Here is a 13704-nt window from a genome sequence, read left to right as displayed (position 1 = left end):
GGGGAATGCACCGGCACGCGTGGGCCCGGCGCAGGCCGGTCCCGAGCCGTCAGGGGTGGTGGGCGCCCGTGGGTCCGGGGCCGGCGTCGTCTCCCTCGCCGTCGTGCTTGTCGTCCCGCACAGGAGGGTTCTTGCCGGTCTCGCGGGCCTTCGCCTCGCGTTCCTTCTGCTCCTGCTCGCGCCGACGCCGCTCCTCCTCGCGGGCCCTCTGCCAGCGCTGGGCCTCGAGATTCTGCAGAAAGGCGGGATCGTCGTCGGGCGCGGTGGGCTTCCGGGGTGCGGGCCGCCGCGGGCCCGACGGTCCCTGCTTGCGCGGACGGCCGAACAGGAACCACATTCCCGCACCGATGAGCGGCAGGACGAGGATGGTGACGAACCACGCGGTCTTGGAGATGCTCCGTACTTCGTGTTTTCGGCTCATGACGCAATCGATCAACGCGTAGATGACGACGGCGACCCCCAGGATCGCGGCTATGAGCAGGAGGCGGGGCATGCGCCAATTGTAGGCGAGTAAACTTGGAGAGTGGCCTTCCTCAAATTCACTGCCCTGCGCCTGCTGCTGATCATCGTCTTCTACGTTGCATGCGTGCTGCTGGGCCTCGGACTCTTCCTGTCCGCGGTGGTCGCTGCGATTCTCGCATGGTGCGTGACGTACCTCTTCGCCCGGGACCTCCGCGATGCCGCCGCGACGACCCTGCAGCGCCGCCTCACGCCGGGCGCTCCACCCGTCCGCACCGCTGTGGAGCTCGACGACGCCGCCGCCGAGGACGCTTTGGACCCCAATACACCGGTGAACGCCGACCGCAAGCCGCGCCGCGACGCGGCCTGAGCGGACCCTGAGGTCCTCGTTCAGGCCCGGAGTGTCGTCACCACGATTCCCGCCGTGAACAGGACGCTAAACGCCAGACTGATCAGACCCGTCTGCTTCAGCACCGGGATCAGGCTCCTGCGCTGTGTGCCCTGGAGCATCAGCCGGCTCGGCATGATGCACGCCGGGACGAGCAGCAGGACGAGCAGCATCCAGGGGTAGTCGTAGCTCAGGAACAGCGGCAGCAGGATGGCCGCGGCGAGCATCATGACGTAGCTGATCCGCGCGGGGGTGTCGCCGAGCCGTACCGCGAGGGTCCGCTTGCCCACCGCGGAGTCCGTGGGGATGTCGCGCACGTTGTTGGCTATCAGCAGCGCCGTGGCGATCAGGCCCGTACTGATCGCGCCGATCCAGGCGGCTCCACTGAGCCGGTCCGCCTGCGTGAAGGTGGTTCCCAGCGTGGCGACGAGCCCGAAGAACACGAACACGAACAGGTCGCCGAGTCCGAGATACCCGTAGGGGTTCTTGCCTCCGGTGTATCCCCACGCGGCGGCGATGCAGCCCACGCCCACCAGCAGCAGCACCCAGGCCTGCGACAGCACGATCAGCGCCAGGCCGGCGAGCACGGCGAGGCCGAAGCAGGCGAACGCCGCGTTCTTCACCTGCTGCGGCCGGGCCGCCCCGGACCCCGTCAGGCGCAGCGGACCCACACGCTCGTTGTCCGTGCCGCGGATGCCGTCCGAGTAGTCGTTCGCGTAATTCACGCCGACCTGCAGCAGCACCGAGACGGTCCCCGCGAGCACCGCGTTGAGCGGCCGGAACGAGCCGAGCCCGAAGGCGGCCGCACTGCCGATGATCACGGGGGCGAAGGCCATGGGCAGCGTGCGGGGGCGGGCTCCTTCGAGCCACTGGGCGGCAGTCGCCACTGAGGGGTCCTTTTCGTCGGGTCGGGCGGAGATCGAACGGGACGCCTAGGCGCGTTCGAGCAGCGTGGAGATGGTGAGGCGGTCGGGCTTGCCGCCCGGCAGGAGGGGGAGGGCGTCGAGGGTCACGATGGCCTTCGGGACGGCGTGCGCGCCCAGTTCCACATGGACGGCCTGCCGGACGACCTCGGCGTCGACGTCACCCACGACGGCCGCGGCCACGGCGGAGCCCCACTCCGGGCTCGGGATACCGAGCACGAGGGCCTGCTCCACGCCCGGCAGCGCTTCGATGACATCGGACACACGCCGCGCCGAGACCTTCAGGGCACCGGTGACGATGACGTCGTCGAGCCGTCCGTGGACGGTGACCGACCCGTCGGAGGCGACGTCGCCGGCGTCGTCGGTGACGAACCAGCGCTCACCCGAATTGAAGACGAACTTCTCCTCGGTGAGCCCCGGGGCGTCGAAGTAGCCGTCGGCCAGCACCGCCCCGCCGATGCGCAGCCGTCCGTCCACCGAGCGGAGTTCGACGCCGTCCAGCGGAGTGCCGTCGTAGACGCATCCGCCGCAGGTCTCGCTCATGCCGTAGGTCTCGACGACCTTCAGGTCCTGGCTGCGCGCGAGGGCCCGCAGGGTGGCGCCGGCCGGTGCACCTCCGAGGAGGATCGCGTCGAAGCGGCGCAGCACCCGGAGGGTCTCCGGCACCGGATCGGCCAGCAGCCGGTGGAGCTGCGTGGGGACCAGGGAGGTGAGGCGCACCCGGTCCGTCAGTTCCGCCGCGGCCTCGGTGAAGGCGGCGGGCGTGAAACCCCCGGTGGTGTCCATGACCCAGGGCTGCGTCCCGGCGAACAGGGACCGCACGAGCACCTGGAATCCGGCGACGTAGTGCACGGGGAGCGTCAGGAGCCACTGGCCCTCGGCCTTGAGCGCGAACGCGGTTCCCATGGCGGACGCGGCGAGGGCGTCGACGCTGAGCATCGTCTGCTTCGGGACCCCCGTGGAACCGGAGGTGCTGATCACGGCGGCGATCTCGTCGTTGGGCAGCGCGCCGTCGAAGGACTGGTCCGGCAGCACGTGGGGTGCGACGGCGGGGCCTTCACCCGCGAGGGCTGCGGCGAGGGGCTTCAGCAGTCCGAGCGGGTCGAAGCCGTCGGGCGTATGGACGGGCAGGAGTTCCACGCCGCTCCTAGAAGTAGTAGGGGAACGAGGACCAGTCGGGGGCGCGCTTCTCGAGGAACGCCTCCTTGCCCTCCACCGCCTCGTCCGTCATGTAGGCCAGGCGTGTCGCCTCGCCCGCGAAAACCTGCTGTCCGGCCAGGCCGTCGTCAGCGAGGTTGAAGGCGAACTTCAGCATGCGGATCGCCTGGGGGCTCTGGCGGGCGATATCCGCCGCGTAGGCGAGCGCCGTCTCCTCCAGCGCTGCATGGTCCACGGCCTCGTTCACCGCGCCCATCTCCACCATGTCCTGCGCGGAGTACTCGCGTGCCAGGAAGAAGATCTCCCGTGCCTTCTTCTGCCCGATCTGACGGGCCAGCAGCGCCGAGCCGTACCCGGCGTCGAAGCTGCCCACCGTGGCGTCGGTCTGCTTGAACCGGCCGTGCTGCGCGGAGGCGATGGTCAGGTCCGCGACGACGTGCAGGCTGTGTCCGCCGCCGGCGGCCCAGCCGTTGACGACGGCGATGACCACCTTGGGCATGGTGCGGATGAGCCGCTGGACCTCGAGGATGTGCAGGCGCCCGGCCCGCGCCGGGTCGATGGTCTCCCGGGTCTCACCCTCGGCGTACCGGTAGCCGTCCCGGCCGCGGATGCGCTGGTCGCCGCCGGAGCAGAAGGAATGGCCGCCGTCACGGGGGCTGGGGCCGTTGCCGGTGAGGAGGACCGTGGCGACGTCGGGGCTCATGCGGGCGTGGTCGAGGGCCCGGTAGAGTTCGTCGACCGTGCCGGGGCGGAACGCGTTGCGTACCTCGGGACGGTCGAAGGCGATGCGTACCGTGGGGAGGTCGCGCACCACGGTGCCGTCGGCGTCGCGGTCCACCTGGCGGTGGTACGTCAGGTCCGTGAAGTCCTCGAAGCCCGTGACGATGCGCCAGCGGCTGGGATCGAAGATGTCGGATACCTTGGCGGGGAGCTCTGAAGTCACCCGTCGAGTCTAGCCGCGCGGCCAGGACCGGGCGGCTCGCGTCGCGTCGGCCGGGCCTAGTGGTCGAGCCTGGAGAGGGCGACGGCGCTGCGGACCGCGGGGTAGTACCCGGAGCGGTAGCCCCTGGCTGTGGGGTGCAGGTTGTCGGCGGCGCCGGGCTGGAAGGTGATCCACGGGCGGGGCGAGCCGAGGCCGTGTGCGTCGAAGGCCGGCACCACGTCCACGAACACGAAGCCGTATGCCTCGGCGCGGGTTCGGATGAGGGTGTTGAGGGCGTCCGTACCGACATTGAACGCCACCTGCGAGGCCAGGGGGAAGACCACGTCCCCGGAATCGGGAGAGGAGAAGATGACCTCGTTCCCGAACTCGGGCGAGAACAGGTGCGGGTAGCCGGTGACGACGACGGTGGCGTCCGGTGCCTCGGCGCGGATCTGCCCGTAGAGGATGTCGAGGTTCCCGGCCAGGGCGGGCAGCGTCGTGGTGTTCGTCGCCGCGATCGCCTGTGCGCAGACCTCCGGGAGCTGGGTGGCGCACACCGCCGCCAGTTCGGCGAAGCCGGCATCGTTGCCGCCTGCCGAGATGGTGACCAGATCGGTATCCGAGGACAGCAGATCGTCGACCTGACCGACCTGCTCCGGCAGGTCGACGGCGCCGCCGGCCTCCGTCGCCACCTTGGCGCCGGCGCAGGTGGCGTTGGCGACCAGCTCCACCTTCCGCTTGGCGTCGAGGAGGCCGGGCAGGCCGAGGGGCGACTGCCCGCAGGCGTTCTGGTAGGAGCCCGCACCGAATCCGGAGGCATAGGAGTCGCCGAGCGCGACGTAGGAGACGGGATCCTTGGGGTGGGCTGCTACCGGTCCGGCTGCACCGCCGAGCAGTGCGGCGACGGTCGCGGCGACGGCGGCAAGACGGGCGCCGTTCCTCATGCTGGAGTGCTTCATCGGACTCATGGCTAAACGGTACGCCGATGAGCCTGTTTGTCGAGGAGCAGGTTGGTGATGCGCAGGGTGCACAGCCGCTGCCCGGCCTCGTCGGTGAGGAGCACCTCGTGGGTGGTGAGGGTGCGGCCCAGGTGGATGGGGGTCGCCGTGATGGTGACCGTCCCCTCCCGGGCGCCCTTGTGGTGGGTCGCCGAGACGTCCACCCCCACCGCCGTCTTCCCGAGCGTCGAGGCATGGATCACGGCGGCCCACGAACCGACGGCCTCGCCCACCGCGAGGGAGGCGCCACCGTGCAGGAGCCCGAAGGACTGGCGGTTGCCGGCCACCGGCATGGTCGCGACCACCCGCTCGACCGACTGCTCCAGGATGGTCACGCCCATCTTCTCGTCCAGCTCTCCGAGCGTGATGGTCCACGGGGTAGATGGCTCGTGCGTCATCGTGCGGGTACTCCTGGCTGGGGACGAGGGTGTCGTCCGCCACTCTAGCGGTGCACCGGGCGCCCCGCTGACCTGGCGCGGCATAACAATCGGATCACGCGCGGTCTCCGGATGGCCGCCTGACCTGCGGAAACGCCCGAAGGCACAGGATGGGCGCGCCTGTGGAAGCGCTCTCACTTGACAGTGCGCCATGTCACAATCAGGATGGACCGACAGCGTGAGAGCGCTCCCACCGGAAGTGATCCGCCGGTGGGAATCCGGCCTCGGGCTGTGACCACCTCCTATCGGCGGTGGGCCCGGGGTGCTTCCCGGGTCCATCGACGCCACTCCGATCCTGGAACCGACCCCGTCGAGGGCCCGGCCCGCGTCCCGTCCGGACACAGTGCTCCAGGAAGTACCACCCAGAACCCGCTGCACACGGCGGCGGGATCCAACCTGACAAAGGAGTCACCCGTGCACAGCAGAGCACGTATCACCGCACTTTCCGCCGCGGCGGCATGCCTCGCCCTGGCTCTCACCGCCTGCGGCTCCGGCGGTTCGGACAACGCCGGCGTCGAAGGCGAGACCGGCACCGAGGACGTCACCCTGTCGGTCGGCACGTTCAACGAATTCGGCTACGAGGAGCTCTTCAAGGAATACGAGGAGCTCAACCCCAACGTCACGATCGAGCACAAGAAGGCCGCGACCTCCAACGAGGCCCGTGACAACCTCACCACGAGGCTCGCCGCCGGCTCCGGTCTCTCGGACATCGAGGGCATCGAAATGGACTGGCTGCCGGAGCTGCTCCAGTACTCCGACCAGTTCGCGGACCTCAGCGATCCCGCCGTGGAGGGGCGCTGGCTCGACTGGAAGACCGAGGCCGCCACCACCGAGGACGGTCAGCTGATCGGCTACGGTACCGATGCCGGACCGCAGGCCGTGTGCTACCGCGCCGACCTGTTCGAGAAGGCCGGGCTCCCGAGCGACCGCGAGTCCGTCGCCGACATGCTCGACGGCTCCTGGCAGGACTACTTCGACGCCGGCAAGAAGTTCGTCGCGGCGAGTGGCGGCACGGCATGGTTCGACTCCGCCGGAGCCACCTACCAGGGCATGATCAACCAGGTCGAGAACGCGTACGAGGACAACGAGGGCACGGTCATCGCCACGGAGAACTCCGAGGTCAAGGACATCTACGAGCAGGTCCTGCAAGCCTCCGTCACCGACGGCCTCTCCGCGCACCTGACGCAGTGGGAGGACGACTGGGTGGCCAGCTTCCAGTCGGACGCCTTCGCGACGAAGCTCTGCCCGGGCTGGATGCTCGGCATCATCGAGGGCAACGCCGAGGGCGTCGAGGGCTGGGACATCGCCGATGTCTTCCCCGGCGGCGGCGGCAACTGGGGCGGCTCCTACCTGACCGTCCCCGCTCAGGGCGCCAACCAGGCCGAGGCCAAGAAGCTCGCCGAGTGGCTCACCGCCCCGGAGCAGCAGATCAAGGCCTTCGAGTCGAAGGGGACGTTCCCCAGCCAGGTCGACGCACTCGAGAGCGAAACGCTGCTGGGCCAGACCAATGCGTTCTTCAACGACGCCCCGACCGGTGAGATTCTCGCCAATCGCGCCAACGCGATCGACATCCGGCCGTTCAAGGGTCCCAAGTACTTCCCCATCAACGACGCCATGCAGCAGGCGCTGACCCGCGTCGACGTCGACAAGACCGACGACCCCGCCTCCTCCTGGGAGAAGTTCGTCACCGCTGTAGGCGCTCTGTAGCCAATGGCAGTCACGGACCGGGTCCAATCCCCACCCCCCAACTCGCACCAGCGGGCCTCGCGCGACAGGAGCGTGAAGCGGCTGGCCTTCTCCCAGAAGGTGTCGAAATGGGACGTCAAGCTGTCTCCGTATCTCTACATCTCGCCGTTCTTCCTCCTCTTCGCGATCACGGGCCTGTTCCCCCTGCTGTACACGGCATGGGTCTCGCTCCACACCTGGAACCTCATCGGGGGACAGGGCAAGTTCACGGGGCTGGAGAACTACGAGTTCGTGCTCGCGCAGCCGTTCTTCTGGAACGCGGTGGGCAATACGTTCAGCATCTTCCTCCTCTCGTCCGTCCCGCAGGTCGTCCTCGCCATCGCCATCGCGGCGGTGCTCGACGCGAACCTCCGGGCCAAGACGTTCTGGAGGATGGGCGTCCTCGTCCCCTTCGTGGTGGCCCCCGTGGCCGTCGGGTTGATCTTCAACAACCTCTTCGCTGACCAGGCCGGCCTGTTCAACGAACTGTTGACGGGGGTAGGGCTGGACCCGGTCCGCTGGCACTCCGACTCGCTCGCGAGTCACGCGGCGATCGCCACCATGGTGAATTTCCGCTGGACGGGCTACAACGCCCTGATCTTCCTCGCCGCCATGCAGGCCATCCCCCGGGACGTCTACGAGGCGGCGACGATCGACGGCGCCGGACGGCTCCGCCAGTTCTTCTCCGTCACCGTCCCGATGCTCCGGCCGACCATCATCTTCGTGGTCATCACCGCGACCATCGGCGGCCTCCAGATCTTCGACGAGGCACGCGTGTTCGACCAGGCGGGCCTCGGCGGCGCGGACCGCCAGTGGCAGACGCTCACCATGTACATCTGGGAGCTCGGCTGGGGGCAGCGCAACTTCGGCAGGGCTTCCGCCGTGGCGTGGCTGCTGTTCCTGATCATCGTCCTCATCGCGATGGCCAACTTCCTCATCACCCGCCGTATCGCCAGCCAGGGAGGCCGACGATGAGCTCCATCCCCATGATCGAACAGACCGCGGGCAAGGGGGCCGCACGCGCAGCCCAGCGGGGCGTCGGCTCCCGGCGCCGCGGGGCGCCGGGCGGCACCATGCGCCGGCCGGGTTTCCTGACCTACGGCTTCCTGGGGGCCGTGATCCTCGGTTCGCTGTTCCCGCTCTGGTGGTCCTTCCTGGTGGGAAGCCATGACAGCTCGGTCATCAGCAAGGGCGTCCCCCTGGTGCCGGGCGGCAACTTCCTCGCCAACGCGGCCAGTGTCCTCGACACCATCCCGTTCTGGAAGGCGCTCGGCAACAGCATCATCGTCTCCACCGTCACGGCGCTGTCCGTGGTGCTGTTCTCGACCCTCGCCGGGTTCGCCTTCGCCAAGCTCCGCTTCCGCGGGAGCAAGGGCCTCCTGGTCTTCGTGATCGCCACCATGGCGGTGCCCACCCAGCTCGGCGTGGTGCCGCTGTTCATCGTCATGGCTAAGCTGGGCTGGACCGGTTCGCTCTGGGCCGTGATCGTACCCGGCGTCGTCACCGCCTTCGGCGTCTTCTGGATGACGCAGTACCTGCGGGACGCACTGCCGGACGAGCTCATCGAGGCCGTCCGGATCGACGGCGCGTCCATGATCCAGGCGTTCTGGTACGTCGGCCTCCCGGCCGCCCGGCCGGCCGCCGCGATGCTCGCGCTCTTCACGTTCGTCGCGACGTGGACCAACTTCTTCTGGCCCTTCATCGTGCTGGACCCGTCCAACCCGACCCTCCCGGTGGCACTGCAGCTGCTCCAGGCAGCGCACTTCGTCGACTACTCGATCGTGCTCGCCGGAGCCGTGCTCTCCACCATCCCCCTGCTGCTGCTCTTCGCGGTGGCGGGTCGTCAACTCGTATCAGGAATCATGCAAGGAGCAGTCAAAGGATGAGCAGCACCGACATCACCTTCCCCGAGGGCTTCCTCTGGGGCGCGGCGACCGCCGCGTACCAGATCGAGGGCGCCGCCCAGGAGGGCGGCCGGGGGCCGTCCATCTGGGACACGTTCTCCCGCGTCCCCGGGGCGGTGGCCGACGCACACAACGGCGACGTGGCGTGCGACCACTACCACCGGTCGGCCGACGACGTGGCGCTCATGAAGAGCCTCAACCTGCAGGCGTACCGCTTCTCGACGTCGTGGTCCCGCTGCATGGCGGACGGGGTCACGCCGAACACGGAGGGCATCCGTTTCTACTCGGACCTCGTGGACCGGCTGCTCGAGGCGGGTATCAAGCCCTGGCTCACCCTGTACCACTGGGACCTGCCCCAGGCCCTCGAGGACGAGGGCGGCTGGACCAACCGCGACACCGCCTACCGGTTCGCCGAGTACGCCGCGGTGATGCACGAGGCCCTGGGGGACCGGGTGCGGATCTGGACCACCCTGAACGAGCCCTGGTGCGCGGCGTTCCTCGGCTACGCGGCCGGCGTGCACGCCCCCGGGCGGCAGGAGCCGACGGCGGCCCTCGCCGCGGCGCACCACCTCCTGCTCGGGCACGGGCTGGCGACGCAGGAGCTGCGCCGCCGGGACGCGGACGCCACGCTCGGCATCACGCTGAACCTCACCGTGCCGGATCCCCTGGACCCGGCCAGCGAGGAGGACCGCGATGCCGCCCGCCGCATCGACGGGCAGTTCAACCGCATCTTCCTCGATCCCGTGCTGCGCGGCGCCTACCCGGAGGACGTCCTCCGGGACGTCGAGCACCTGGGCATGGCCGACTACATCCGCGAGGGCGATCTCGAGATCATCGGCACGCCGATCGACGTGCTGGGCGTGAACTACTACCACGGTGAAGCCGTCACCACGACGCCGTCCGGGGAGGCGACACCGCAGGAGGGCCACGCGCCGCTCGAGCGTGCCGTCTCCTCGCCCTACGTGGCGGCGCACGGCGTCCGCTCGGTGCCGCGCGGCCTGCCCGTCACGGCCATGGACTGGGAGGTGCAGCCCGACGGGCTCCGCCGCCTGCTCAACCGGCTGCAGGACGAGTACACCGGGCCCGCGGGCATCCCGATCTACATCACGGAGAACGGTGCCGCCTACAACGACGTCGCCGACGAGACCGGCTTCGTGGACGATCAGGACCGCCTGGGCTTCTTCGACGTCCACGTGCGGGCCATGAAGGACGCCATCGACGACGGCGTGGACCTCCGTGGCTACCTGGCGTGGTCGCTCCTCGACAACTTCGAGTGGGCCTGGGGCTACCACCAGCGCTTCGGGCTCGTCCGTGTGGACTACGAGACGCAGGAACGCACCCCGAAGGCGAGCGCCCTCTGGTACTCCCGCCTGGCGGCCACGAACACGGTGCCGGGCGTCTCCTCGCCGGACGCCGAGCAGGCGGGTGTCGTATTGTCGGTGTGATGAAGACGTCCTCACCCCGGCCGCTGCGTCAGGTCGCACCACGCTCGAGCCCCACCCTCGAGGACCTCGCCGTGGCCGCCGGGGTGTCGCGGTCCACCGCCTCCCGCGCCATCAACGGAGGCGACCGCGTCAGCCCGGAGGCCCAGGCGGCGGTGGACCGCGCCGTCCTCGACCTCGGGTACATCCCCAACCGGGCGGCCCGCAGCCTCGTGACGCGGCGGACGTCGTCGATCGCCCTGGTCATCCCGGAGCCGGACGTCCGCGTCATGATGGATCCCTTCTTCGCCGTCGTCATCACCGGCATCACGGAGGCACTCCGGGAGACCGACGTGCAGCTGGTGCTGCTGATGTCGCGGACCGACGACGACTCGTCCCGCACGCTGCGCTACCTGCGCGGCGGGCACGTGGACGGGGCGATCGTGGTCTCGCACCACGAGGCCGACTCGTGGGCGAGATCGCTGGCCGAGACCGGCCTCCCCACCATCTTCATCGGGCGGCCGTGGGACGCGGGCTCCGAGGTGACGTATGTGGACACCGACAACCTGGGCGGCGGACGCCTGGCGGCACAGCATCTCGCGGGGATCGGCCGCCGCCGCCTGGCGACGGTGGCGGGGCCGGCCGACATGACCGCCGCCGTCGACCGCCTCCGCGGCTGGAGGACGGGCCTGGCCGAGGCGGGACTCCCCGAGGGGCCCGTGGTCCACGCCGACTTCACCACGGACGGGGCGGCCGCCGCGGCGCGCCGGCTGATCGCCGAGCACCCGGACATCGACGGCATCTTCGCGGCCTCCGACCTCATGGCGCTCGGCGTGCTGGAGGCGCTGCAGGCCGCCGGCAGGACCGTGCCCGGGGACGTCGCGCTGGTCGGCTACGACAACCACGCCGTCGCGGAGACCGCGCCGACGCCGCTCACCACCATCACGCAGCCCATGGTCGAGATGGCCGTGAAGGCCGGCGCGATGCTCCTCGAGGAGATCGAGGCCCCGGGCTCGCACCCGGAGCCCGTCATCTACTCCACGGAACTGGTGGAACGCGCGAGCACCTCCGTGGCGCCCACGGCGTCCGCGGCGAACGCGTAGTCCCACGCGACATCGCGCCAGCGGGAGTAGCGCCCGCTGGCGCCTCCGTGGCCGCCGTCCATCTCGGTCTTCAGCACGATCGGCTCCGTCCCCGTGGCCGTCTCGCGCAGCTGCGCGACCCACTTCGCGGGTTCCACGTACAGCACGCGCGTGTCGTTGTAGCTCGTGACCGCGGCGATCCGCGGGTACGCCACGGGACGCACGTTCTCGTACGGGGTGTAGTCCTTCATGTACCGGTACACCTCGGGGTCGGTGATCGGGTTGCCCCACTCCTCCCACTCGAGCGCCGAGAGCGGCAGCTCCGGGTCGAGGATGGTGGTCAGGGCGTCCACGAAGGGCACCTGCGCCACGATCGCGCGGTACTTCTCCGGCGCAAGGTTCGCGACGGCGCCCATGAGCAGGCCTCCCGCGGAACCGCCCATCGCGGCGATCCGGCCGGCGTCGGCCCAGCCCGAGTCGGCGAGGTAGGTCGTGGCGTCGACGAAGTCCGTGAACGTGTTCTTCTTCGCGAGCTTCTTGCCCTGCTCGTACCAGCTGCGCCCCATCTCCCCGCCGCCGCGGATGTGCGCGACGACGAAGACGACGCCGCGGTCCAGGAGGGAGAGGCGGGCCACCGAGAACGCCGGATCCATGCTGACCTCGTAGCTGCCGTACGCGTAGATCACCGCGGGGTTGGTGCCGTCCGGGCCGAGCTCCGCCCGGCGCACCACCGAGAGGGGGACCAGCGTCCCGTCGGCGGCGGGGGCCCAGTGGCGCTCGGCCACGTACGCGCCAGGATCGTAGCCGCCGCGCACCTCGGTCTCCTTGCGCAGCTCCAGCGAGCCGTCCGCGAGCACGTAGTCGTAGACGCGCGGCGGCCTGAGGTAGGACGTGTAGGACAGCCGGATGATCGGGGAGTCGAACTCGGCGTTGGCGAGGTTGCTCGTGAACAGCTCCTCGTCGAAGTCCGGTTCGGCCGGCAGCGCCTGGTCGGGCGTGCCGAGGCCGGCCAGCGGGAGGACCTGGACTCGCTCGATGGTGTCCTTCCGGACCGAGAGCACCAGGTGGGTCCGCGTGACGGAGATGCCGTTGATGCGCACGGCGTCGTCGTGGGGGATGACCGTCGTCCAGTTCTGGTCGGCGAGCGGCCTGGAGAACTCGCCCGCCGCGACGAGGCTCACCATGGAGTTCTTCGCGTCGCGGTCGTGGGTCAGCAGGTAGTGCGGTACGCCGTCGATGGTGAGCGGTTCGGCGTCGTACAGGACGCGTTCGTCGCGGGAGATCAACAGCGTGAGGCCGGCTTCGGGGTGCGCGAGGTCCAGGACGCGGTACTCGCTGTACTCGGAGCAGCCGATGCTGATGAGGAGCTGCGTGCGGTCGGCGGAGACCTCGAAACCCGTCCACATGGCGACGTCGTCCTCCTGGTACACGACGACGTCGTCGGCCACCGGGGTGCCGAGGGTGTGCGAGCGCACCTGGTAGGGGCGCCACGAGTCGTCGACGACGGTGTAGTAGACGCGGGTCCCGTCGGGGGAGAAGGACAGCCCGTAGAAGACGTCCGGGATCTCGTCCGGGAGGAGGTCGCCGGTCGCGAGGTCCTTGATACGCAGGGTGAAGCGCTCGTCGCCCGCGTTGTCCTCGCAGTAGGCGAGCAGTGTGCCGTCCTCGGTCACGGACAGCCCGCCCAGGGAGAAGAACGGCTTGCCCTCGGCGAGCTCGTTGCCGTCGAGCATGACCTGCTCGCCCGCCACGGGACGCCCGGGCACCACCTCGGGCGGCGTCCAGTCGCGTGCCAGGTCGCCGGTGTCCTGCGCGGCCACGCGGCACTGGATGCCGTACTGCTTGCCCTCCTCGGTACGCGAGTAGTACCACCAGCCCTTCTTGCGGGCGGGGACGGAGAGGTCGGTCTCCTGCGTCCGGCTCTTGATCTCGGTGAAGATGGCCTCGCGCAGCGGTTTCTGGTGCTGCGTGACCGCCTCCGTGTACTCGTTCTCGCGCTTCAGGTACCCGATCAGCTCGGGGCTCTCCTTGTCGCGCATCCACTCGTAGGAGTCCACGAAGGTGTCGCCGTGGTGGGTGCGTTCGAAGGGCACCTTCTGTGCGGGAGCAGGTACCGGGATACGTATGCGGGCGGTGTCAGCGGTCATGGCTCCCATCTTGCCACCGCCCGTCCGGGCTCCAGCGACTCCGCGGGTCCTCGTCCCCGCTTGCGCGGGCGGGCGGTTGACCGTGCCGGGGAGCCGTGCAATTCTGGAGCGGGCCTTTACAGAACGAACGTTCGGTAATT

At 69.6% G+C, this 13704-nt stretch carries 13 protein-coding genes; 6 read left to right on the top strand and 7 right to left on the bottom strand.

What is annotated here, in order from left to right; translation table 11 throughout:
• Positions 1-49: 49 nt before the first annotated feature.
• Positions 50-493: a PLD nuclease N-terminal domain-containing protein gene (locus CI785_RS16350; protein ID WP_105033120.1), complete on the bottom strand. Its 444-nt coding sequence runs from the start codon at positions 491-493 to the stop codon at positions 50-52.
• Between the two features lie 30 nt (positions 494-523).
• Here CI785_RS16350 and CI785_RS16345 point away from each other — a divergent pair, with 30 nt between their 5' ends.
• Positions 524-829 (top strand): DUF4229 domain-containing protein, encoded by a 306-nt coding sequence (locus tag CI785_RS16345; RefSeq protein WP_105033119.1) that lies wholly within the window; start codon positions 524-526, stop codon positions 827-829.
• Positions 830-849: 20 nt separating this feature from the next.
• Here CI785_RS16345 and CI785_RS16340 read toward each other — a convergent pair whose 3' ends face one another.
• Genes CI785_RS16340 through CI785_RS16320 form a run of 5 tightly spaced genes read right to left on the bottom strand, consistent with a single transcriptional unit; the run spans position 850 to position 5246 of the window.
• Positions 850-1734 (bottom strand): 1,4-dihydroxy-2-naphthoate polyprenyltransferase, encoded by an 885-nt coding sequence (locus tag CI785_RS16340; protein ID WP_105033118.1) that lies wholly within the window; start codon positions 1732-1734, stop codon positions 850-852.
• Positions 1735-1779: 45 nt separating this feature from the next.
• The gene (locus CI785_RS16335; RefSeq protein WP_105033117.1) at positions 1780-2910 is read right to left on the bottom strand and encodes an AMP-binding protein; all 1131 of its coding nucleotides are present in this window, start codon (positions 2908-2910) and stop codon (positions 1780-1782) included.
• Between the two features lie 7 nt (positions 2911-2917).
• Positions 2918-3871: a 1,4-dihydroxy-2-naphthoyl-CoA synthase gene (locus CI785_RS16330; RefSeq protein ID WP_105033116.1), complete on the bottom strand. Its 954-nt coding sequence runs from the start codon at positions 3869-3871 to the stop codon at positions 2918-2920.
• A 56-nt stretch (positions 3872-3927) separates the two neighbouring features.
• Complete coding sequence (locus CI785_RS16325) at positions 3928-4818, bottom strand: SGNH/GDSL hydrolase family protein (protein WP_105033115.1); 891 nt, start codon at positions 4816-4818, stop codon at positions 3928-3930.
• A gap of 2 nt (positions 4819-4820) precedes the next feature.
• On the bottom strand, positions 4821-5246 hold the full coding sequence (locus tag CI785_RS16320; RefSeq protein ID WP_105033114.1) for a PaaI family thioesterase: 426 nt from the start codon (positions 5244-5246) through the stop codon (positions 4821-4823).
• 453 nt (positions 5247-5699) lie between these two features.
• Between CI785_RS16320 and CI785_RS16315 the strand changes: the two genes are divergently transcribed.
• Genes CI785_RS16315 through CI785_RS16295 form a run of 5 tightly spaced genes read left to right on the top strand, consistent with a single transcriptional unit; the run spans position 5700 to position 11438 of the window.
• On the top strand, positions 5700-6992 hold the full coding sequence (locus tag CI785_RS16315; protein WP_105033113.1) for an ABC transporter substrate-binding protein: 1293 nt from the start codon (positions 5700-5702) through the stop codon (positions 6990-6992).
• Positions 6993-6995: 3 nt separating this feature from the next.
• On the top strand, positions 6996-7985 hold the full coding sequence (locus CI785_RS16310; RefSeq protein WP_105033112.1) for a carbohydrate ABC transporter permease: 990 nt from the start codon (positions 6996-6998) through the stop codon (positions 7983-7985).
• Positions 7982-8896 carry a carbohydrate ABC transporter permease gene (locus CI785_RS16305; RefSeq protein WP_105033111.1) on the top strand — a complete coding sequence of 305 codons (915 nt, stop codon included), beginning with the start codon at positions 7982-7984 and terminating at the stop codon, positions 8894-8896. The genes CI785_RS16310 and CI785_RS16305 overlap by 4 nt, the downstream gene beginning before the upstream one ends.
• Positions 8893-10359 carry a GH1 family beta-glucosidase gene (locus CI785_RS16300; protein WP_105033110.1) on the top strand — a complete coding sequence of 489 codons (1467 nt, stop codon included), beginning with the start codon at positions 8893-8895 and terminating at the stop codon, positions 10357-10359. The genes CI785_RS16305 and CI785_RS16300 overlap by 4 nt, the downstream gene beginning before the upstream one ends.
• On the top strand, positions 10359-11438 hold the full coding sequence (locus CI785_RS16295; protein ID WP_105033109.1) for a LacI family DNA-binding transcriptional regulator: 1080 nt from the start codon (positions 10359-10361) through the stop codon (positions 11436-11438). Before CI785_RS16300 ends, CI785_RS16295 begins: the two co-directional genes overlap by 1 nt.
• Here the strand turns inward: CI785_RS16295 and CI785_RS16290 are convergent.
• Positions 11369-13564 (bottom strand): S9 family peptidase, encoded by a 2196-nt coding sequence (locus CI785_RS16290; protein WP_105033108.1) that lies wholly within the window; start codon positions 13562-13564, stop codon positions 11369-11371. The genes CI785_RS16295 and CI785_RS16290 overlap by 70 nt on opposite strands.
• Positions 13565-13704: the final 140 nt, after the last annotated feature.

Origin of the sequence: Arthrobacter ruber (assembly GCF_002954225.1) — a bacterium.
GTDB classification, from domain to species: domain Bacteria; phylum Actinomycetota; class Actinomycetes; order Actinomycetales; family Micrococcaceae; genus Arthrobacter_D; species Arthrobacter_D ruber.
This window is presented reverse-complemented; position numbering and strand designations above follow the sequence as displayed.

Coding starts and splice junctions, on each gene's coding strand:
- CI785_RS16350 (WP_105033120.1), bottom strand. CDS start 493: ATGCCCCGCCTCCTGCTCATAGCCGCGATCCTGGGGGTCGCCGTCGTC.
- CI785_RS16325 (WP_105033115.1), bottom strand. CDS start 4,818: ATGAGTCCGATGAAGCACTCCAGCATGAGGAACGGCGCCCGTCTTGCC.
- CI785_RS16320 (WP_105033114.1), bottom strand. CDS start 5,246: ATGACGCACGAGCCATCTACCCCGTGGACCATCACGCTCGGAGAGCTG.
- CI785_RS16310 (WP_105033112.1), top strand. CDS start 6,996: ATGGCAGTCACGGACCGGGTCCAATCCCCACCCCCCAACTCGCACCAG.
- CI785_RS16305 (WP_105033111.1), top strand. CDS start 7,982: ATGAGCTCCATCCCCATGATCGAACAGACCGCGGGCAAGGGGGCCGCA.
- CI785_RS16300 (WP_105033110.1), top strand. CDS start 8,893: ATGAGCAGCACCGACATCACCTTCCCCGAGGGCTTCCTCTGGGGCGCG.
- CI785_RS16295 (WP_105033109.1), top strand. CDS start 10,359: ATGAAGACGTCCTCACCCCGGCCGCTGCGTCAGGTCGCACCACGCTCG.
- CI785_RS16290 (WP_105033108.1), bottom strand. CDS start 13,564: ATGACCGCTGACACCGCCCGCATACGTATCCCGGTACCTGCTCCCGCA.